The 19,109-nt window shown below is 56.0% G+C and carries 18 protein-coding genes and 1 riboswitch; of the genes, 9 read left to right on the top strand and 9 right to left on the bottom strand.

Annotated elements, in window-relative coordinates:
- Nucleotides 1-17: 17 nt before the first annotated feature.
- Together ABLU78_RS01720 and zapE are read left to right on the top strand one after the other, a co-directional pair.
- Nucleotides 18-626, top strand: coding sequence for a TetR/AcrR family transcriptional regulator (locus tag ABLU78_RS01720; RefSeq protein ID WP_015366516.1), 609 nt, complete (start codon nucleotides 18-20; stop codon nucleotides 624-626).
- On the top strand, nucleotides 610-1,632 hold the full coding sequence (gene zapE / locus ABLU78_RS01715) for a cell division protein ZapE (protein WP_048228773.1): 1,023 nt from the start codon (nucleotides 610-612) through the stop codon (nucleotides 1,630-1,632). The genes ABLU78_RS01720 and zapE overlap by 17 nt, the downstream gene beginning before the upstream one ends.
- A 75-nt stretch (nucleotides 1,633-1,707) precedes the next feature.
- Here the strand turns inward: zapE and katG are convergent, their stop codons facing one another.
- Together katG and ABLU78_RS01705 are read right to left on the bottom strand one after the other, a co-directional pair.
- Nucleotides 1,708-3,885 (bottom strand): catalase/peroxidase HPI, encoded by a 2,178-nt coding sequence (gene katG / locus ABLU78_RS01710; protein WP_048228772.1) that lies wholly within the window; start codon nucleotides 3,883-3,885, stop codon nucleotides 1,708-1,710.
- A gap of 264 nt (nucleotides 3,886-4,149) precedes the next feature.
- Nucleotides 4,150-5,082 (bottom strand): LysR family transcriptional regulator, encoded by a 933-nt coding sequence (locus ABLU78_RS01705; protein WP_048228771.1) that lies wholly within the window; start codon nucleotides 5,080-5,082, stop codon nucleotides 4,150-4,152.
- A gap of 100 nt (nucleotides 5,083-5,182) precedes the next feature.
- Between ABLU78_RS01705 and ABLU78_RS01700 the strand changes: the two genes are divergently transcribed.
- From ABLU78_RS01700 to mrdA, 4 genes are all read left to right on the top strand, one after another.
- Nucleotides 5,183-5,617 carry a DMT family transporter gene (locus ABLU78_RS01700; RefSeq protein WP_032708113.1) on the top strand — a complete coding sequence of 145 codons (435 nt, stop codon included), beginning with the start codon at nucleotides 5,183-5,185 and terminating at the stop codon, nucleotides 5,615-5,617.
- A gap of 9 nt (nucleotides 5,618-5,626) precedes the next feature.
- A complete protein-coding gene (locus ABLU78_RS01695) occupies nucleotides 5,627-6,130 on the top strand; it encodes a DMT family transporter (RefSeq protein WP_015705484.1) in 504 nt (167 codons plus the stop codon).
- A gap of 9 nt (nucleotides 6,131-6,139) precedes the next feature.
- Nucleotides 6,140-6,219: riboswitch (ZMP/ZTP riboswitch) on the top strand.
- Between the two features lie 17 nt (nucleotides 6,220-6,236).
- On the top strand, nucleotides 6,237-6,869 hold the full coding sequence (locus tag ABLU78_RS01690) for a LysE family translocator (RefSeq protein ID WP_015366522.1): 633 nt from the start codon (nucleotides 6,237-6,239) through the stop codon (nucleotides 6,867-6,869).
- Nucleotides 6,870-7,055: 186 nt separating this feature from the next.
- Nucleotides 7,056-8,975 (top strand): penicillin-binding protein 2, encoded by a 1,920-nt coding sequence (mrdA, locus tag ABLU78_RS01685; RefSeq protein WP_048228770.1) that lies wholly within the window; start codon nucleotides 7,056-7,058, stop codon nucleotides 8,973-8,975.
- Nucleotides 8,976-8,980: 5 nt separating this feature from the next.
- Here the strand turns inward: mrdA and pqqF are convergent, their stop codons facing one another.
- The 7 genes from pqqF to ABLU78_RS01650 all read right to left on the bottom strand — a co-directional run bounded on the left by pqqF (nucleotide 8,981) and on the right by ABLU78_RS01650 (nucleotide 15,647).
- Complete coding sequence (gene pqqF / locus ABLU78_RS01680) at nucleotides 8,981-11,278, bottom strand: pyrroloquinoline quinone biosynthesis protein PqqF (RefSeq protein ID WP_048228769.1); 2,298 nt, start codon at nucleotides 11,276-11,278, stop codon at nucleotides 8,981-8,983.
- Complete coding sequence (gene pqqE / locus ABLU78_RS01675; RefSeq protein WP_348820004.1) at nucleotides 11,278-12,420, bottom strand: pyrroloquinoline quinone biosynthesis protein PqqE; 1,143 nt, start codon at nucleotides 12,418-12,420, stop codon at nucleotides 11,278-11,280. Before pqqE ends, pqqF begins: the two co-directional genes overlap by 1 nt.
- Nucleotides 12,407-12,685: a pyrroloquinoline quinone biosynthesis peptide chaperone PqqD gene (gene pqqD, locus ABLU78_RS01670; RefSeq protein ID WP_015366526.1), complete on the bottom strand. Its 279-nt coding sequence runs from the start codon at nucleotides 12,683-12,685 to the stop codon at nucleotides 12,407-12,409. The genes pqqE and pqqD overlap by 14 nt, the downstream gene beginning before the upstream one ends.
- Before the next feature lie 2 nt (nucleotides 12,686-12,687).
- Nucleotides 12,688-13,443, bottom strand: coding sequence for a pyrroloquinoline-quinone synthase PqqC (gene pqqC / locus ABLU78_RS01665; RefSeq protein ID WP_020078733.1), 756 nt, complete (start codon nucleotides 13,441-13,443; stop codon nucleotides 12,688-12,690).
- A gap of 2 nt (nucleotides 13,444-13,445) precedes the next feature.
- Nucleotides 13,446-14,363 carry a pyrroloquinoline quinone biosynthesis protein PqqB gene (gene pqqB, locus ABLU78_RS01660; protein ID WP_048228768.1) on the bottom strand — a complete coding sequence of 306 codons (918 nt, stop codon included), beginning with the start codon at nucleotides 14,361-14,363 and terminating at the stop codon, nucleotides 13,446-13,448.
- Between the two features lie 54 nt (nucleotides 14,364-14,417).
- Entirely contained in the window at nucleotides 14,418-14,489 is a 72-nt protein-coding gene (pqqA, locus tag ABLU78_RS01655; protein ID WP_002905689.1) for a pyrroloquinoline quinone precursor peptide PqqA, read from the bottom strand.
- A gap of 138 nt (nucleotides 14,490-14,627) precedes the next feature.
- Nucleotides 14,628-15,647, bottom strand: coding sequence for a dipeptidase (locus ABLU78_RS01650; RefSeq protein WP_048228767.1), 1,020 nt, complete (start codon nucleotides 15,645-15,647; stop codon nucleotides 14,628-14,630).
- Between the two features lie 247 nt (nucleotides 15,648-15,894).
- On the opposite strand from ABLU78_RS01650, the gene ABLU78_RS01645 reads away from it, so the two are divergent.
- The 3 genes from ABLU78_RS01645 (at nucleotide 15,895) to ABLU78_RS01635 (ending at nucleotide 19,063) form a co-directional block, all read left to right on the top strand.
- Nucleotides 15,895-16,887, top strand: coding sequence for an alpha/beta hydrolase (locus ABLU78_RS01645; protein ID WP_047049102.1), 993 nt, complete (start codon nucleotides 15,895-15,897; stop codon nucleotides 16,885-16,887).
- Between the two features lie 86 nt (nucleotides 16,888-16,973).
- Nucleotides 16,974-17,711 (top strand): response regulator, encoded by a 738-nt coding sequence (locus ABLU78_RS01640; protein ID WP_045387982.1) that lies wholly within the window; start codon nucleotides 16,974-16,976, stop codon nucleotides 17,709-17,711.
- Entirely contained in the window at nucleotides 17,711-19,063 is a 1,353-nt protein-coding gene (locus tag ABLU78_RS01635) for an ATP-binding protein (RefSeq protein ID WP_048228766.1), read from the top strand. The genes ABLU78_RS01640 and ABLU78_RS01635 overlap by 1 nt, the downstream gene beginning before the upstream one ends.
- Nucleotides 19,064-19,109 lie beyond the last annotated feature (46 nt).

The following is a 19,109-nucleotide window of genomic DNA, read 5'->3' as shown; positions in this document are numbered from 1 at the left end:
CGCCGGAGGTAGTTGAAATGTTAAATAATTCAGAAACGTACCATAAGCTGATTGTCGCCGCGGCGGCGTGCTTTGCCGAAAAAGGATTTAATGGAACCAGCGTGCGCGAAATTGCACTGCGCGCAGGTATTAGCCTCGGCGCGATGTACACCTACTTCAAAGGCAAAGATGAACTCATTGAGGCGATTATCCTTGAAGAGCAAAAATCGGCATTAGCTAAGCATCAGGAGCGCTTCGAAGGTTCCCATTTTGCGCAGATTTGCGCCTTAGCCGTTTCCTGTATAGAAGAAGTGGGGTATCCCTCTTCGCACCAGCTGTGGGTGGAAATTATTGCGGAATCGGCAAGAAAGCCGGCGCTGCGGCAGATTTTCGTCAATAGCGACAGGATCATGCGCGACGGAATGGCACAGATTATTGCTCAAGGAATTGCCGCTGGCGAGCTCAGCCCACACGTTAACGTCGAAGAAGCAACGCTCACCATCTTTGCATTCATCGATGGTCTGATTGGCCGTAAAGCGATGAATCCCGCATTTACCGTGGCTAAGGATCTGCCGCATTTTGACAACGTCATGGCGACCATTCTCAATAAAAATAGCGCTAGTGAATCCCATGCAACAGTACGCTGATTTCTGTTTTAGCGCCGTGATGGCTCAACGGGCGGCAAAAGAAAATCTCACCCTTGATGCCGACCAGCTCGCGTTGGTCGCCAACTTGCAAATGCTGAGCCAGCAGTTATTCCGGCAGCAAACGGCAATACAAGGATTGTACGTCTGGGGGCGAACCGGGCGCGGGAAGAGCTTTATTCTCGATAGCTTCTTTTCCAGCTTGCCGCTGCGTGAAAAGCGGCGGGTGCATTTTCATCACTTTTTCCGCGAGCTCCATCAGCGGCTGAATGCCCCTTCGGCGCCGCGGTTGCAAGAGGTCGTCGCGCACATGACCGACAACTGTCGTCTGCTCTGTTTTGATGAGTTTCATCTTCATGACCCGGCTGATGCGATGTTGATAAAGGTGCTACTGGAGCATTTGTTCGCGCGAAATATCGTCTTATTAGCGACCTCCAATTATCCCCCCGACCGTTTGCTGGCGAATCCGCTCTATCACGAACGTTTTTTGCCTTCCATTAACCTCATTAAACATCATATGACGGTAACGGCGCTCAACGGCGAACAGGATTACCGCGAGCGACATGCCTCGCTGGAGAATGATTTCTGCCAGGGAAAACTGTTGGTGCAGCCAACCCCCAGTACTCGCGCGGCGCTCGGTTTGCCGGCTATTGCCGCGCAGGCGCAGGCTCTGCAAGTAGGTTATCGAACCCTGCAAACGGCATCGCCGCAAGGTACCTTTCTGCATTTCACTTTCGACCAGCTCTGCCTTGCGCCTACCTCGGTCATGGATTACCTGACGCTATGTGAGCAACACCAGAACTGGCTCGTCGAGAAGGTTCCACCGTTGGCGCGAGTTAGCCCTGCGGCACAGCAGCGCTTTATCAACGTGGTGGATATTTTGTATGAAAAACAGTGCCGCTTAATTTTAATTACCGATTGCGGGCTGGAAACACTGGTGGCGGATGTGGAGCTGGATGATATTCAACGCACCTACAGTCGGTTACAGCAGCTCGCTCGGGAAGCATAAAAAAGCGCCACTCGATAATGAGCGGCGCTTTAACAGAGTAACCTGCCGCCGGTTATTCACCGGCGGGCAGGGGAATTACAGATCGAAGCGGTCCAGATTCATTACCTTGGTCCATGCGGCAACGAAATCAGTAACGAATTTCTGTTGCGCATCGGCACAGGCATAGACTTCGGCCAGCGCGCGCAGGACCGAGTTAGAACCGAACACCAGATCGACGCGAGTGGCGGTATATTTCTCTTCGCCGCTCTTACGGTCGTGACCGGTAAACAGCTCAGCCTGTTCATCCGCGGCTTTCCATACGGTGCCCATATCCAGCAGGTTGACGAAGAAGTCAGTGCTGAGGACGCCGACGCGATTGGTGAAGACGCCAAGTTGGCTGCCATCGAAGTTAGCGCCCAGCACGCGCAGGCCGCCGACCAGTGCCGTCATTTCCGGCGCCGTCAGGGTTAGCTGCTGCGCTTTATCGATAAGCAGGGTTTCCGTTGACACGCCGCCTTCGATGCGACGGTAATTACGGAAACCGTCGGCCAGCGGCTGTAGCAGATCCATTGCTTCAACATCGGTCTGATCCTGGCGCGCATCAACGCGACCCGGCGCAAACGGCACGTTTACTTGAACGCCGGCAGCCGCTGCGGCCTGCTCAACCCCCACGACGCCTGCCAGAACAATGATATCCGCCAGCGACGCTTTACCCGATGCTTTCTGGATGGCCTGTAGCGTTGGCAGCACTTTGCTGGCAATGGCGTTGACCGGCCATTCTCTCTGTGGCAGCAGGGCCAGACGCGCGCCGTTAGCGCCGCCGCGCTTATCACCGCCGCGGAAGGTTGAGGCGGAAGCCCAGGCAACGGAGACCAGTTCGCTGACCGACAGGCCTGAATCCGCAATGGCCGTTTTCAGCGTAGCGATGTCGGAGGCGGTCGGGTTATGCGTCGGAGCCGGTAATGGATCCTGCCAAATCAGATCTTCTTTTGGCACTTCCGGACCGAGATAACGGGATTTTGGCCCCATATCGCGGTGAATCAGTTTAAACCAGGCGCGGGCGAAGGCTTCGTTAAAGGCCTGCGGATCGTTCAGGAAACGGCGCGAGATTTTGCCGAATTCCGGGTCGAAGCGCAGCGTCAGGTCCGTTACCAGCATGGTCGGCTTGCGTTTTTTATTCGGATCAAACGGGTCGGGAATAATCTCCGGCGCATCTTTCGCTTCAAACTGAATAGCGCCCGCCGGGCTGCGCGTCTGTACCCATTCGTATTTGAACAGGTTCTCGAAGAAGTAGTTGCTCCATTGGGTCGGGGTTTGCGTCCATACGACTTCCAGACCCGAGGTGATGGCGTCCGCGCCTACACCGCTGCCGTAAGTACTGCTCCAGCCAAGACCCTGAGATTCCAGCGGGGCGGCTTCCGGTTCCGGGCCAACGTGGCTTGCCGGTGCGGCGCCGTGCGTTTTACCCAGCGTATGGCCGCCGGCGATCAGAGCGACGATTTCTTCATCGTCCATCGCCATATTGCCGAAGGTCGCACGAATGGCTGCCGCGGCGGAAAGCGGATCGCCGCTGGCGTTAGGGCCTTCCGGGTTGACATAGATGAGACCCATTTCTGTGGCGCCCAGCGCCTGTTTTTCCAGGCTTTCCGGGTGGCGATGTTTCAGCCACTCTTTTTCATCGCCCCAGTCAACATCGAGGTCCGGTTCCCACACGTCTTCACGCCCTGCGCCGAAACCGAAGGTACGGAAGCCGGCGTTTTCTAATGCCACGTTACCCGCCAGCATATACAGGTCGGCCCAGGAGATTTTCTGACCATATTTTTGTTTCACCGGCCACAGCAGACGACGGGCTTTATCAAGGCTGACGTTATCCGGCCAGGAGTTAAGCGGGGCGAAGCGCTGCTGCCCGCGACCGGCGCCGCCGCGGCCATCGACGGTACGGTAAGTCCCCGCGCCGTGCCACGCCATACGAATAAACAGGCCAATGTAGCTGCCCCAATCGGCAGGCCACCACTCCTGAGAGTCGGTCAGCAGCGCGCGAAGGTCGGCTTTCAATGCGGAGTAGTCGAGCTTTTTGAACTCTTCCCGATAGTTGAAGTTTTCACCCAATGGGTTAGAACGATTGGAGTGCTGATTCAGCAGGTCAACACGAAGTTGGTTGGGCCACCAGTCACGGTTGGCGGTACCGCTGCCGGCGCTTTGCTTCGGCGTCCCGGCGTGGAAAGGACATTTCCCTGCGGATGGGTTGTTAGTGGGATCATTTGACGTGCTCATATCAGGCTCCGTTTGCTTTTGTGAATGCCATTACGATATACACTGCTACCAATAAGCGATATTTGAATGAGTCTACGGATTTAATAGCTTTTACCGTTCAACAAACATAATTAAAACCAGTGTGTTAGTGTGTTTACTCGGCGAAATTCAAAACCACACCTTTAAACATAGTCGTAACGCAGCGGTAAAGGAAACGTTATGATGCGTTACCCGCAACGGATCGCTAATTGTTTGAGATATGACAATTTTACTGCGATGAAAGGATTAGCGTTGCCAGTAAAGCGGCGTGCCGAAAACGTCGGTAAAATAATCAATAACGGTGCGTACATTGAGCGACGGATGACGAGCATGCGGATAAATCGCGGCAATGTAAGAGGGCAAATGGTTAATACCAACGCTGTAGTCATTCATCAGCGCTACTAATGTTCCCTGCGCCAGCGCGTCGCTCACCATCCAGTCCGGAAACAAAACAATGCCCATTCCGCCAATCGCTGAAGTGAGAAGGGCATCGGCGTTGTTTGAGATTAGCCACGGTGTTTGCGGGTAATGGGTCCACTCTTCTTCCCTCTGGCGAAAAAGCCAACGGTTAGCACCCTGTGAACCGCGATACACCAGCGTGCGGTGTTGATTAAGCTCAGAAGGCGATTGCGGCGCGCCGAAACGGGAAAGGTAACCAGGCGCTGCGGCGAGGTAATAGCGCTGGGCGCCAAAAACCTTTGCGTGATAGCTGGCATCAGGCAGGGCGCTGATGCGAAAAATGATATCAGTCGCCTGGCGATGAGGATCGACAAAGTCATCGGTCAGGATTAATTCGTACTCCAGCTCGGGATAACGATCGGCCAGTCCCGCTAACCATGGCGCGATATGCCGTTGGCCAAAGTAGACCGGGGCGTTGATGCGCACGAGTCCGCCAGGTTGTTGGGCGCGATCCTGTAATTCGCGTTGCGCGTGAGCGAATTGCTCGGTCATCCCGCGGGCATAGTCAGCAAACAGGTTTCCGGCCTCCGTTGGAACGACCGCACGGGTATTGCGGTAGAACAGCTGCTGGCCAAGCGCATCCTCAAGTTGCTGGATGACTCGTGAAATCAGAGAAGGGGACACGCCTTCACGTCGCGCGACAACGGAAAAACTATGGCTGTCATACACGGCGATAAACAGCTGGAGGGCGCGGAGATTGATGTTACCTACGTCGGCCATTAATGCAAATCCTGCAAAGGTGTTTGCAAAACTATACTATTTTTTGCATTAGCGCGCCGTTCTATTCTCTTCCGCTCTTAACAACTGAAGAGTATTTAACATGCAGCGTGTGCTGATTTTTTTAGTGATTGCCGGCGGAATGGGGCTGTCCGTAGAGGCAGGTCTATTGGGGCCGCTGGCGGGTCAGGTCGGTGATTTATGGGCAACAATGAGTATTTTCGCCATTGGCGCGGCATTAACGTTTTTACTGATGCTTTTTTTTAGCCCGCGACAAAGTCCCTCTTTTTTTTCGCTCCCCGGTTGGCAATTAACCGGTGGTCTATTGGGGCCAGGTTATGTGCTGATATTAACGATTGTTACTCCGACGATCGGTATCGCAATGACGATTACCGGTATTCTCGCCGGTCAAGTATGTAAGAGTCTGTTAATCGATCATTTTGGCTGGTTTGGTAGCCCGCGGCGAAAAATAGATCGCCGCCGGGTTATTGCTCTGTTGTTCATTGTGGCGGCATTAGTGCTGATTGCCGTTGATTGAGGTGCTGATATGAATATGTTGATGATTATTTTGTCGCTGATTGGCGGCGCATTGCTAAGCGTACAGGCTGCGGTGAATGGCCGTCTTGGCGCGCAAGTCGGAATATTGCGTAGCGCCTTTTTGACCTTTTCCATTGGCGCATTGGTGACCGGTTTATTCATCGTTTTCTTTGCTCCGCAGCAGTCAATGACGCTACTGGATGTACCAAAGTGGCAACTGCTTGGCGCGTTCTGCGGGGTACCCTATATTGTCATCATGGTGCTGGCAGTACAGCGAATCGGCACGGCAACGGCGACGGTGGCGGTAATATTTGGTCAACTCGCGATGAGCTTGCTGATTGATAATTTCGGCTGGTTGGGAAATAGCGCTATTGCCTTTTCGCCACAACGCCTGGCAGCGGTGCTGTGTTTGGCGTTAGCACTGTACTTTATATACGCGTCTGGCGTATCAGGAGCAGTTGCACCTTCTAAACGGCCGGGAAAGGCGAAATGGTTGTCGACCGAACGGGAATAAGCTAATACTTAGACACCATGTGACTGGCGCTAAAGACAGAATACTGTTGGGGAGCATGGTCAAGTACGCCGCGCGCCTGGGCATTACCCCTATCTGGAGATAAGTTATGCCTGAATTAGCTTCATTATCGGCTTTTGCCGCGGTGGCGTTGGGGTTGGTGTTAACGCCTGGCCCCAACATGATGTACCTCACTTCACGGTCGATTTGCCAGGGAAAACGCGCCGGCTTTATATCCCTTGCTGGCGTTGCGGTGGGTTTTTTCTTTTATATGCTGTGCGCGGCTTTTGGCATAACCGCGCTGGTTTTCGCCGTACCCTATGCCTACGATGCGTTGCGAATTTGCGGAGTGGCTTATTTACTCTATTTAGCGTGGCAGGCGATTAAACCCGGTGGGCGGCCAATTTTCGCGGTGCGCGACTTACCGGCTGATAGCGGGCGTAAGCTGTTTCTGATGGGCTTTCTTACCAGCCTGGCGAATCCTAAAGTGGCTATCTTGTATTTGTCTTTGCTTCCGCAGTTTATCACCCCCGGACTCGGTAGCGTGCTGAGTCAGTCCCTAATACTAGGCTGCACCCAGGCGCTAATAAGCGTGGCGGTTAACGGGCTTATTATTATGCTGGCCGGGCAGGTGGCGCTGTTTCTTGGGCGGCGACCGGGCTGGCAACACTTTCAGCGTTGGCTGATGGCGACGGTACTTGCCGGAATGGCGGTAAAGATCGCTTTTGAGGCCAGAAAATAATCGTTACCGCCTGACAACGCGTTCTTGTGCCTTTCTCTCGTTGAGAAAGGCAACTCACGTTCTAACATACTGATACATTTCTGCCAGTTCATTAGCAACCTTTCAGTAGGGCTAATGCGTCAATAAAGCTATTCTTCCCCGCCTTAAGTTTTTGTGCTTTCCAGTGACGCAGGTAAATTGCCGCCAATGGCCCTATTGAGAGATGAGATCCGCGACCACTCGGCAGAAGAGATGCTGTTTATCCGCCGCGCCGTTATTGCTTTCCTGTTGGTGGTGGTCTGCTTTGGGGTGTTGATTTTCAATCTCTACCATCTCCAGGTAGAGCAGCATGACTTTTATCAGACCCGCTCCAATCAAAACGACATTAAAATGTTGCCGATCGCGCCAAGCCGGGGGCTGATTTTCGACCGCAACGGTATTCCGCTGGTGCAAAATATCACCCTGTATCGCCTGCAGGTGATCCCCAGCAAGATTGCCGATATGTCGGCGCTGCTGCAGGCGTTAAGCCCGATTGTCGACCTGACGGCGGATGATATCGCCAGTTTCCGCGACGATATGCACCACAATAGCCGCTATAAAGAGGTGACGCTGAAATCCGATCTTACCGATGTGGAAGTGGCGCGATTCGCGGTCAACGAATTCCGTTTTCCCGGCGTCACCGTCGAGAGCTACCAGCAGCGAAGTTATCCCTATGGCGCGGAACTGGCGCACGTTGTCGGTTACGTTTCGAAAATTAACGATAACGATTTACAACGGCTGGCGAAAAACGGCGAAGCAGAAAACTACGCGGCCGATCGCAATATCGGTAAACAGGGGATTGAAGGCTATTACGAGAAAGAGCTGCATGGCACCACCGGTTATCAGGAAGTCGAGGTAGACAACCACGGTCGCGTCGTTCGCCTGTTGAAAGAAGTCCCGCCGGTCGCCGGCAAAAATATCTATCTGACGCTAGACCTGCATTTGCAGCAGTACATCGAGTCGGTCCTGAAGGGCCAGCGCGCCGCGGTCGTGGCCGTCGACCCGCGCGACGGCGGCGTACTGGCAATGGTCTCCAGCCCCAGCTATGACCCCAACCCCTTCGTTAAGGGGATTGGCTACCAGGCTTACAAATCGCTGCTCGATAACCAGGATCGCCCGCTGATTAACCGCGTCACTCAGGGCTTGTATCCCCCGGCTTCCACGGTTAAGCCGTATATGGCGCTCTCAGCCCTTTCCGCCGGGGTGATTACGCCAAATACCACCTTCTTCGGCGCGCCGACCTGGACGCTACCGGGTACTCAGCGCCGCTATCGCGACTGGTTAAAAACGGGACATGGTATGTTGAATGTGACCAAAGCGATTGAAGAGTCGGCGGATACCTTCTTCTACCAGGTCGCTTTTGAGATGGGCATCGACCGTATACACGAGTGGTTGAGCAAGTTTGGTTACGGACAATCGACCGGCATCGATCTCAATGAAGAATACGCCGGGGTTTTGCCGAGCCGCAAATGGAAACAGCGGGTTCATAAAAAACCGTGGTATCAGGGCGATACGATTTCCGTCGGTATCGGCCAGGGGTACTGGATCGCGACGCCAATCCAGATGGTGAAAGCGCTGACCACCCTAATCAACAACGGCAAGGTACAAAACCCGCATCTTTTGTACTCAATGAAGCAGGGGAATAAGGTCGAACGGTACCAGCAGCCAGCCAATTTACCGCAGGTCGGCGATCCGAAATCGCCATACTGGGGGGTTGTCCGCAATGGTATGTATGGCATGGCGAACCTGCCGAACGGAACGGGATATAAGCTGTTTCATACCGCGCCGTACCAGATTGCGGCGAAGTCCGGCACCTCGCAGGTGTTTAGCCTGAAGGAGAACCAGACCTACAATGCCAAAATGATCCCGGTACGTCTGCGCGACCACATTTTTTATACCCTGTTTGCGCCGTATCAGCATCCGAAAGTGGCGATGGCGCTCATTCTCGAAAATGGCGGCGGCGATGGCGTTGTCGCCGGCCCGACGGCGCGTGCGATTCTGGACCATATCTTCGACCCGGCGAATGCGCCAGCCGCGGATAGCGCGCAAAGCAACGTTCCGCAGGTCGATAGCGCCGATGCGCAGTAACCACCTTAAGTGGCGGACGTCGTCGGCGCGCTATACAGGATTCGCCAACTGCGGCGACGGCGAGTTATCTCACGCCATAGCGCGATGACCTCGTCCAGCCGCAGGTCGTTAACATCCTGCGGCGTGGCTGCCGGGAGATGATAGCGCTGGCGTAGGGCGGCGAGTGCGGTGGCGCTGGTGTCCTGCGGCAGACCGTGCTGCTCAGCCAACTGGTGTTGTAACTGACTGAACTCAGCTTGCCCACACAGTGTTAACTGGCGGAGAAAGGTTTTACAGCAGCGTAGTAGATTACTGATGGAACGATCTGGCGACTGCAGCGCCAGCAGCAGGCCATCGCGATCGGCGATCCGCTGATAACGGCAGCTCACCACGTAGCCAATCTGCTGTTCGACCCGCAGACTCTGGAAGAATTGCGGCTCGCAAAGTAGCGCCAGCAGTTGCAGCGCGGCCAGCGATGCCCCCTCGGGCAATGGAATAAAAACTAATAGCGCGTTATCCGAGCTGGCGTGAGGAATACGCTGAATACCGCGGCGACAGCCCACCGAAGAGTGAAGTTCGGCGTTAACCGGGGTATTGAGCAGCGTCAACTGACGGGCAACCTGCTGCGCCAGATTGCGGCTGCCGCCCACCATCGCCGCAAGCCAACCCTCTTGCGCCGGGGCGATAGTCAGATGTTCAGGTAATTGTTGCAGTAGCTGGCGAATCGCAATGGTTTCAGGTGCGACCGTCGTCCCCGGCGCGGGTTGGGCTAATCGGCGCATAAGTGCGGTGACGACGCGCTCCGCTACGCCGCCGGATTCCGGTAGCTGTAGTGTAAGCTGCCAGTTGCCGTCCACCGTTTGCCACTCGCCGCTGCCGCCAGCATGGCGAAGTTGCGCGAGCAAGGGACGGAGCTGCTGGCTTATCGCCATCCCCTGCGCCTGACTAAGCACGCTATAGAATGGCTTGCGAACGATCAGCGTTGGCGTTTGATTATCTGCAATGACATGCAGCAGCGGGCTGGTCGTTGGCGGCAGGTCAGGCGCTGCCGCGGTCGCCGCCTGCGGATAGAAGCTAAATGCCAGCGGATCAATCACGACTGTCCGTGGTTGCCTGCGGCCGAGCGGCAAGGTAAAGCCCTGGGTTGCCACGCCATCGCCAGCCGCTATTTTGCGGCACACCAGCGAAGAGGCTGGCGCCGTCAGCAAGCTGGCGCAGAAACGGGCAAAGTCGATGGGCGGGGAATCGGGCGCAAAACCCAATGCCCGCTGACGTAACTGTTCGAGCGGGGTGAGTGCGTTAAAACGCCGCTGCGCCAGCCTGTAATAGTGCAACTGCTGTTCAGGCGAGGTGTGGCGCAATGCCTGCAGCCATCGCTCGAGATGCTGCTGGATGGCGTCGGGATGGTCGCTGGTAAATACCAGCGCCAGCCAGCCGACGCGTTCATCCTGGTAAAGCCAGTTCAGCGCGACATCGTCTGCGAGCCCGCATTCACGTAGCCCGGCCAGCAGGCTGCCGGGCGCTTCATCCAGTAGGAATTCACGAAAAGTAGTGACATTGTCACTTACTGCAATGAGCGGACAACGCCATACCGCCGGTTTGTCTTCAACGGCCAGTTGAAGATCCACATTGTTGCTAAAATACGTAGACGGCGCGTTTGCCGGCGGCAGGCCGCCAGGGAACCCCGCGGCAAAAAAATGGGCCAATGCGGCTAATTCATCAAGCGACTGCGGCCCCTGAAGCCATAGCTGCAGATGGCTGGCGACATAATAGCGCTGGTGAAACTCGCCGAGCGCAACCTGCAGCGCAGGCAAGTTTCCGCCCAGCGAATCCATGCTGCCGACCTGAAAACGGCGAAAAGCCGCGGGCGCCGCTATCGCGTGACGGGCTGCGGCTTCACGGCGGGAGGGATCGTGCTGCTGGATAAGCCGGTTTTCCGCATCGATGACCGCCAGTTCCTGACGGATATCTTCAGGCGACAGCAGCGGCGCCTGGAGCGTATCCCGTAGACGGGTGATGCCCTCGGCCAGACTACTGGCGGCGACCTCGAAGAAATAGGCGCTGTGGCGGGCAAGGGTGGTGGCGTTGACGCTGCCGCCCTGGCGTTGGATCCACGCCATTAATCGCTCGTCAGCGTGATAGCGCTGGCTGCCGCGAAACAGCAAATGTTCCAGTAAATGGGCCAGCCCCGGCAGGGCATCGGTTTCGTGATGGCTTCCGGCACCCACCTTAACCAACGCCGCAGCACGCGTCGCCTGCGGCTGATGAACCAGCGTTGCGCGAATCCCGCCTGCCAGTTCCACGATGCGGGTGGCGGTGGTCATCACAATTCCCGGGTTTTATAAATCAGCTGTGAACGGGTGCGGTTACGGAACTGCAACTGGCTGATTTTGATGTCGCTACAGGCCGCTTCGCGCCGCGCTTCGAGGATTTTATGATGGTGCGGCGATTTGCTGCACACCGGGTCAGCGTTATCGGCATTGCCGGTCAGCATAAAGGCCTGACAGCGGCAGCCGCCGAAATCTTTCTCTTTTTCATCACAGGAACGGCACGGCTCCGGCATCCAGTCGAAGCCGCGGTAGCGGTTGAAGCCAAACGAGTCATACCAGAGCGATTCCAGGCTCTGCTCCAGCACCGACGGGAACTCGACCGGTAACTGGCGCGCGCTGTGACACGGCAGCGCGGTGCCTTCCGGGGTCACGTTGAGGAATATTGAGCCCCAGCCGCCCATACAGCCTTTAGGGCGTTCTTCGTAGTAGTCCGGGGTGACAAAGAGCAGATTGGTCAGATTACCGTTAGCCGCCATTTTATGGCGGTAATCAGCAACGACCTGTTCAGCTCGGGCGATCTGTTCGCGGGTCGGCAGTAACCCCTGACGATTGAGGAACGCCCAGCCGTAAAACTGGCAGGTGGCGAGCTCAACATCATCCGCTTCCAGCTCGATACACAGATCGATGATTTTATCGATCTGGTCGATATTGTGGCGATGGAGGACAAAGTTCAGCACCATCGGGTAGTCGCGAGCTTTTACCGCTTTCGCCATCGCCAGCTTCTGCTGGAACGCTTTTTTGTTGCCCGCCAGCGCCGCGTTAAGCACTTCATCGCTGGCCTGGAAGCTAATCTGGATATGATCCAGCCCGGCCTCGCTGAAGGCGTCGAGTTTGCTCTCGGTGAGCCCAATGCCTGACGTAATCAGATTGGTGTAAAAACCGAGGTCGCGCGCGGCGCGGATAAGCTCCGGCAGATCTTTGCGCGTCAGCGGTTCGCCGCCGGAGAAACCCATCTGCACGCTACCCATGGCCCGCGCCTGGCGAAAGACCTCAATCCACTGTTCGGTGGTGAGTTCTTTCTCCTGCTGAGCAAAGTCCAGCGGGTTAGAGCAGTAGGGGCACTGCAACGGACAGCGATAGGTCAGCTCCGCCAGTAGCCACAGCGGCGGATTAACGGCGGGTTTATTCTGGCTCACGGAAGATAATCCACTTCTGTTGGTAAGCTATCTGCAGGAATTCGATGACGTCGTCATCGACGCCGCCGGCTTCCGGGAAACGGGCGTTGAGTTCGGCGATTATTTTTGCCGCGTCGCGTTGACCATCGACCAGTTCGAGGATCGCGGCGGCGGTCTCATTTAGTTTCGCCATTCCTTCCGGATAGAGGATCACGTGGCTATCCTGAGCAGCTTCCCACTGCAGGCGGTAGCCGCGACGAAAGGCGATGATTGCGCTTTTTTGCATAGTTATACCAGTCGGGTCGTGTGCCAGGCCGCCTTGTCGGTGACCGTATGATAGGGCGGGCGCTGCAACGCATAGGCCATGGTCATGGCATCCAGCATCGACCACAGAATGTCGAGCTTAAACTGCAGGATCTCCAGCATCCGGTTCTGCTTTTCCGCGCTATCGCAGTAGATCTTCGCCAGCTCCAGCCCATGTTCGACGTCGCGATTGGCCTGGCTTAAGCGGCTGCGGAAGTAGAAATAGCCTTCTTCTTTGATCCATGGGTAGTGCTGCGGCCAGCTGTCGAGGCGCGACTGATGGATTTGCGGGGCAAACAGTTCGGTCAGCGAACTGCACGCCGCTTCCTGCCAGTTGGCCCGCCGGGCAAAATTAACGTAGGCGTCGACGGCAAAACGAACCCCGGGCAGCACGTGGCGCTCGCTGAGTAACTCATCACGGCTTAGCCCCACGGCTTCACCCAACTGCAGCCAGGCTTCAATACCGCCTTCCTGGCCGTTACTGCCATCGTGGTCGAGGATCCGCTGCACCCATTTGCGTCGGGTGTGTGGATCGGGGCAGTTTGCCATAATCGCCGCGTCTTTTAGCGGGATATTGGTCTGGTAGTAAAAACGGTTCGCCACCCAGCCCTGGATTTGTTCGCGGCTGGCCTCGCCGTTATGCATCGCAATATGGTACGGATGATGGATATGGTAGTAGGCGCCTTTTTCCCGTAGCGCTTGTTCAAACGCCTGTGGCGATAGGGTTTCGCGAATCTGCATAGTTAGTCCTGAAGCGTGATAGGCATTCCGTCCCAGCTCACTTCAATTCCCTGTTGCGTCAGGGCGTTACGCTGCGGCGACTGCTCGTTAAGGATTGGATTAGTATTGTTGATATGAATCAGAATCTTGCGCTTCGCCGGGAGTGAGGCCAGCAGCGCCATCATGCCGTGTTCATCGCCAAGCGCCAGATGGCCCATATCACGACCGGTATTGCGCCCGACGCCGGCAGCCTGCAGTTCATTATCCTGCCATACGGTGCCGTCAATCAGCAGACAGTCCGCTTTTTTCAGCCACGGCAAGAGCGCTTCGTCCGGTTCGCCAAGCCCCGGCGCATAGAACAGCGTCTGGCCGTTACGGCGGTTTTCGATAAACAGCGCCACGTTATGGCCCGGCAGCGGGCGATCGCGAAACGGCGAGTAGGGCGGCGCATTACTGGCGATGGGGACGGCGGTAAACTGCAGATCGGGACAGGCGTCAACGGTAAAACTATTCAGCGGGGTGACAGGATGGTGAATCAGGCCGCCGTTCCAGTGCCGTAACATAGTAAAAATGGGAAAACCCGTGCTGAGATCCTCATGTACCTCCGGCGTGCACCAGACCTGATGGGGACACCCTTCGCGTAGGCTCAGCAGCCCGGTAGTATGGTCAATCTGGCTATCGGTAAGGATAATGCCGCCAATATGCGTGCCGCGCAGCACGCCTTGTTTGTTTAACTCTGGCGTGTGGGCAATTTGCTGGCTGATATCCGGAGAGGCGTTACACAGCACCCACTCTTTGCCGTTATCGCTAACGATAATGGAAGACTGGGTGCGGGCGGTGGCCTGAATTGTGCCATTGCGCATCCCCTGACAATTGGCGCAGTTACAATTCCACTGCGGAAAACCTCCGCCAGCGGCGGAACCGAGGACTTTTATAAACATGAAGACGGACCAGATAAAAAAACAAAATGCCCGCACGGACGGCGGGCGGAGCGATTAGCGGTTGGAAATGTACAGCGTCACTTCCAGACCCAGACGTAAATCAATAAAAGCAGGTTTCTTCCACATCGTTTTTTCCTCTATAAAAATGCGACATCAACGTCTTCGGTTGTGTCGGTTTTGTGATGGCCATCAAATATTGCCCCTCAGGGAGACAAAGGTCAACCGGCAACATGTAAGCATTTAACCTTATGTTTACAATATAACCTATTGTTGCCAAACATTTTTTAATACCTTTTGCCAGTTGCCCCAAAGCAGTTTATCCAGCACCAATTGTTCATAACCGCTATGGCGCAACGCGTTGATTAGCCGTGGTAAACCGCTCACGTCGCCCAATTCGTCCGGCAGGGTGATGCCGTCAAAATCGGACCCCAGCGCCACGTGATCGTCGCCCATAATGTTAATAAGATAGTCGATATGGTGAACGATGGTAGCTAATGGGGTGTCGCTGTCGCGTTTGCCGTCGGCGCGCAGGAAAGCGTTGCCGAAATTGACGCCGACCACGCCGCCGCTGTCGCGAATCGCCCGCAGTTGTTCATCGGTGAGATTACGCGGCTGCGGGCATAGCGCGTGGGCATTAGAGTGGGTGGCGACCAGCGGTGACGTCGAGTGTTGGGCGGTATCCCAGAACGCTTTTTCATTCATATGAGACACGTCAATCTGCATCTTCAAGGCATTGGCCTGCTTAATCAGATCGATACCTGCCGCTGTCAGTCCAGGCCCAGTGTCCGGGCTACCGGGAAAGGAACCGTTAACGCCGCTGCCGAAGCGGTTCGCAATGTTCCAGAACGGACCAATGCTGCGGACCCCGGCGGCATAAAAGGCCTGCAGGTCGCGGCCCTCGCCATCAAAACCTCCGGCGCCCTCAATATGCGCCACCATCGCCAGTACCTTATCCTGGCGGCAGCGTTCGATATCCGCCGCGCTCAGACATAATCTCAAGCGTCCAGCGGAGTGCGTGACAAGTTGTTTCAGGATGGCCAGTTGCTGCCAGAGGATATCGATCGGATCCCATCGTTGGCTGGCGTATTGCGGCGCCATACGGGCAATATATTCCTGCGGTGGCACGAATAGCGCGAATAGCCCGCCGGCAAATTCGCCTTGCAGCATGCGCGGATAGTCGAGATGACCGTTCTCAATCCCGGCAAAGAAAGCAGTTGAAGGATCCTCGCGATGGTGAAGCCATAAATTGAGCAGCAGGTCATTGTGACCATCAAAAATCGCCATAGCGCGCTCCATCTGGTGGTTGTACTGGAAATGCCTGACACGGTAACTGATTTGTTCGCTGCGGCAAGTGGAAATTCACAACTTAGCAACAATCGCCAAATCTGGCGTTTGTATCACACTGTATCAATCGGCAAACCTCATACATGGCGATGCAAAAACACGATAAATCCCACACATGCTGGATACACAGGCCTGATTAACTGTTCACGTACTTGCTTAACGCTTCCAGATAAAAGGTGAAATGAGGATGAACAGATTATCCGCAATCCGTCATGTCAGCGCTACGGCGCTGTGTCTCTCCACGCTGTGGTCCGCCAGCGTGTGCGCTGCTGAAGACGCAGGCGCTTTCGACAAGGTGCAACAAATCAACGCCGGCGATTTGAATATCGGTTATGTCGATATGGGGCCACGCGATGGCCAGGCGGTAATTTTGCTGCACGGCTGGCCGTATGATATTCAAAGCTACGCGCAGGTGGCCCCGGCGCTGGCGCAGAAGGGTTACCGGGTCATCGTGCCGTATCTGCGCGGCTACGGCTCCACCCGTTTCCTGTCGGCTAAAACGCCGCGTAACGGTCAGCCATCGGCGATGGCGGCGGATATAGTGCATCTGATGGATGCGCTAAATATTAAGCAAGCGGATTTCGCCGGCTTTGACTGGGGCGCGCGTACAGCGGATATCGTCGCGGCACTCTGGCCGCAGCGGGTTAAGTCGCTGGTATCGGTGAGCGGATATCTGATTAGCAGCCAGCAAATTGGCGAGAAGCCGTTACCGCCGCAGGCGGAACTGTCGTGGTGGTATCAATTCTACTTTGCCACCCCGCGCGGCGAGGCGGGCTACCGGCAAAATACCCATGACTTTGCCAAATTTATCTGGCATCAGGCTTCGCCGCGGTGGACATTCACGGATGCCACGTTCGCCAATAGCGCGAAAGCGCTGGATAACCCGGATCACGTTGCCGTCACCATCAGCAACTACCGCTGGCGCCTGGGGTTGGAGCAGGGCGAAGCGAAATATGCGGCCTACGAACAGCGACTCGCGAAACTGCCGGCGATTAGCGTACCCACGATTACCATCGAGGGGGAAAACAATGGCGCGCCGCATCCGGCGCCGGATAGCTATCGGGCGAAATTCACCGGTAAATATGAGCATCGGGATTTCAAAGGCGCAGTGGGACATAACCCGCCGCAGGAGGCGCCAGCGGAATTTGTCCAGGCGGTTATTGACGCCGATCGCTTATAAGCCTCACCACGCCGCAAGCGCAGAGTTGCGCTTGCGGAAAAGCCGCATATGCTTTTCATGAGCTTATTTTTCCGCAGGAGCCGCCTTTGGAACGTATTGACCACATCCTGGTTGTCGATGACGACCGCGATATCCGCGAACTGATCGTTGGGTATCTGGAGAAATCGGGCTATCGCGCCAGCGGCGCAGCTAATGGCAAAGCGATGTGGTCTGTACTTAAAAACCATCAAATCGATTTGATTGTCCTCGATATCATGCTGCCCGGCGACGATGGTTTAACCCTTTGTCGCCAGTTGCGCAATGATGATCAACAGGATATCCCGGTGCTGATGCTGACCGCGCGTAGCGAAGATAGCGACCGTATACTTGGTCTCGAAATGGGGGCCGACGATTATCTGGTGAAACCGTTCGTGGCCCGGGAGCTACTGGCGCGGATCAAAGCCATCTTACGCCGCGCCCGCGCGCTTCCCCCCAATTTACAAATCAGCGAAGCCGGCAGGCTTATCGCCTTTGGCGACTGGCTGCTCGATACCTCGGCGCGGCATCTACTGGACGAGAGTGGCACAATTGTGGCGCTAAGCGGGGCGGAATATCGCCTGCTGCGGGTGTTTCTTGATCATCCTCAACGGGTGCTCAACCGCGATCAGTTGTTGAATCTTACCCAGGGGCGTGATGCCGAACTGTTTGAACGGTCTATAGATCTGTTGGTGAGCCGCCTGCGTCAGCGCCTGCGGGAGGACGCGCGTGAGCCCGCCTATATCAAAACCGTGCGCAGCGAGGGTTACGTGCTGTCAGTGCCGGTGTCGATCCGCGAGGCGCGATAATGAAAGTGTGGCCGGCGTCATTGCAGTCGCGCTTAATGATAATGATTTTTCTCGCTCTGCTGCTCGCTAATGCCCTGACGCTATCGCTTCTGCTCTACGAGCGCATGAGCAGCGCCCGTAGCATCATGCTGGGCAACCTTGAATACGATGTCGCCACCAGCGTGGCTATCCTTGATCGTCTTCCTGCGCAAGAACGGCCGCATTGGTTGGCGCGTCTGGCGCGCGGTAACTACCGCTATCAGCTTTCTACCGGACAAACTGGCGATTATCCCACCAGCTGGCGTACCCGTGATGCGGTACGCTCGTTACAGGAAGCCCTGAGCGGTCGCTATCCTGTGAGTATTATCGCCGTCCCTGGACCGCGCGAACATATTCAGGCCCACGTGACCCTGCGCGACGGCACGCCGCTAAGCATTGACCTGTGGCCAAAGCTGCCGGCCATCGCACGTTGGCTACCGCTGGTGCTGGTCGCGCAGTTTCTGTTACTGCTATTTTGCGCCTGGTACGCCGTCCGCCAGGTGGTCGCGCCGATGACCCGCTTTACCCGCGCCATTGATACGCTGCAACCGGCTACTCCGGCTGCAGGGCCGCTGGCCGAGAAGGGACCACAAGAGGTGCAGCGCGCGGCGCGCGCCTTCAACGCGATGCAAAAGCGAATACAGGACCATTTGCAGGAGCGCGCGCGGATCCTGGCGGCGATCTCCCACGATTTGCAGACGCCGATTACCCGTATGAAGCTAAGAGTCGAGATGGCCGACCAACCGGCACTCCGCGATAAGCTGTTACAGGATCTCGATAGCATGACCCGACTGGTTCGCGAAGGCATCGCGCTGGCACGATCGGCCGAACCGCTGGCAGAAGCGCCGCAGCGGATGAGTCTCAATGCGTTACTGGATAGCATCGCCTGTGATTATGCCGATATCGGTAAAGCGGTCAGTTTTCGTGGCGGTAAAGGGGCGGACGTCATGACGCTTCAGCCGCAGGCGCTGCGGCGGATCATGAGTAACTTAATCGATAATGGGCTGAAATACGCCGAAAAGGTGGAAATCAGCCTGAGTTACCCGCCGAATGGCGATGTTATCATTCACGTTGTTGATGACGGCCCCGGCATCCCGGAAGGAGAGCTCACCGCCGTACTGCAGCCGTTCTATCGCCTCGAGCAGTCACGTAATCGCGATACTGGCGGTACCGGTTTGGGGCTGGCAATCGCCGCCCAGCTCGCCGGGCAGATGCAGGGAAGTTTGACCCTGCACAATCTGCAACAGGGCGGTCTTGAGGCGCGGGTACGTCTCAATACCGGCGCTTTGTATCCTTCTGTATCCATTCCAACTGCAGATAAATCCATATACTAAACCGCCGTTTCACGGACATATCCGCCATACAGTCGCCTGTTGTAAT

The sequence above is a fragment of the Klebsiella sp. JN_Kp122 genome, assembly GCF_040062085.1.
In the GTDB taxonomy this organism is placed as follows: Bacteria; Pseudomonadota; Gammaproteobacteria; order Enterobacterales; family Enterobacteriaceae; genus Klebsiella; species Klebsiella aerogenes.
This window is presented reverse-complemented; position numbering and strand designations above follow the sequence as displayed.

What these genes read in the sequence shown, in the direction of transcription:
- ABLU78_RS01720 (WP_015366516.1), top strand. Translation starts at nt 18, where the DNA reads ATGTTAAATAATTCAGAAACGTACCATAAGCTGATTGTCGCCGCGGCG.
- zapE (WP_048228773.1), top strand. Translation starts at nt 610, where the DNA reads ATGCAACAGTACGCTGATTTCTGTTTTAGCGCCGTGATGGCTCAACGG.
- katG (WP_048228772.1), bottom strand. Translation starts at nt 3,885, where the DNA reads ATGAGCACGTCAAATGATCCCACTAACAACCCATCCGCAGGGAAATGT.
- ABLU78_RS01705 (WP_048228771.1), bottom strand. Translation starts at nt 5,082, where the DNA reads ATGGCCGACGTAGGTAACATCAATCTCCGCGCCCTCCAGCTGTTTATC.
- ABLU78_RS01700 (WP_032708113.1), top strand. Translation starts at nt 5,183, where the DNA reads ATGCAGCGTGTGCTGATTTTTTTAGTGATTGCCGGCGGAATGGGGCTG.
- ABLU78_RS01695 (WP_015705484.1), top strand. Translation starts at nt 5,627, where the DNA reads ATGAATATGTTGATGATTATTTTGTCGCTGATTGGCGGCGCATTGCTA.
- ABLU78_RS01690 (WP_015366522.1), top strand. Translation starts at nt 6,237, where the DNA reads ATGCCTGAATTAGCTTCATTATCGGCTTTTGCCGCGGTGGCGTTGGGG.
- mrdA (WP_048228770.1), top strand. Translation starts at nt 7,056, where the DNA reads ATGGCCCTATTGAGAGATGAGATCCGCGACCACTCGGCAGAAGAGATG.
- pqqF (WP_048228769.1), bottom strand. Translation starts at nt 11,278, where the DNA reads ATGACCACCGCCACCCGCATCGTGGAACTGGCAGGCGGGATTCGCGCA.
- pqqD (WP_015366526.1), bottom strand. Translation starts at nt 12,685, where the DNA reads ATGCAAAAAAGCGCAATCATCGCCTTTCGTCGCGGCTACCGCCTGCAG.
- pqqC (WP_020078733.1), bottom strand. Translation starts at nt 13,443, where the DNA reads ATGCAGATTCGCGAAACCCTATCGCCACAGGCGTTTGAACAAGCGCTA.
- pqqB (WP_048228768.1), bottom strand. Translation starts at nt 14,363, where the DNA reads ATGTTTATAAAAGTCCTCGGTTCCGCCGCTGGCGGAGGTTTTCCGCAG.
- ABLU78_RS01650 (WP_048228767.1), bottom strand. Translation starts at nt 15,647, where the DNA reads ATGGCGATTTTTGATGGTCACAATGACCTGCTGCTCAATTTATGGCTT.
- ABLU78_RS01645 (WP_047049102.1), top strand. Translation starts at nt 15,895, where the DNA reads ATGAACAGATTATCCGCAATCCGTCATGTCAGCGCTACGGCGCTGTGT.
- ABLU78_RS01635 (WP_048228766.1), top strand. Translation starts at nt 17,711, where the DNA reads ATGAAAGTGTGGCCGGCGTCATTGCAGTCGCGCTTAATGATAATGATT.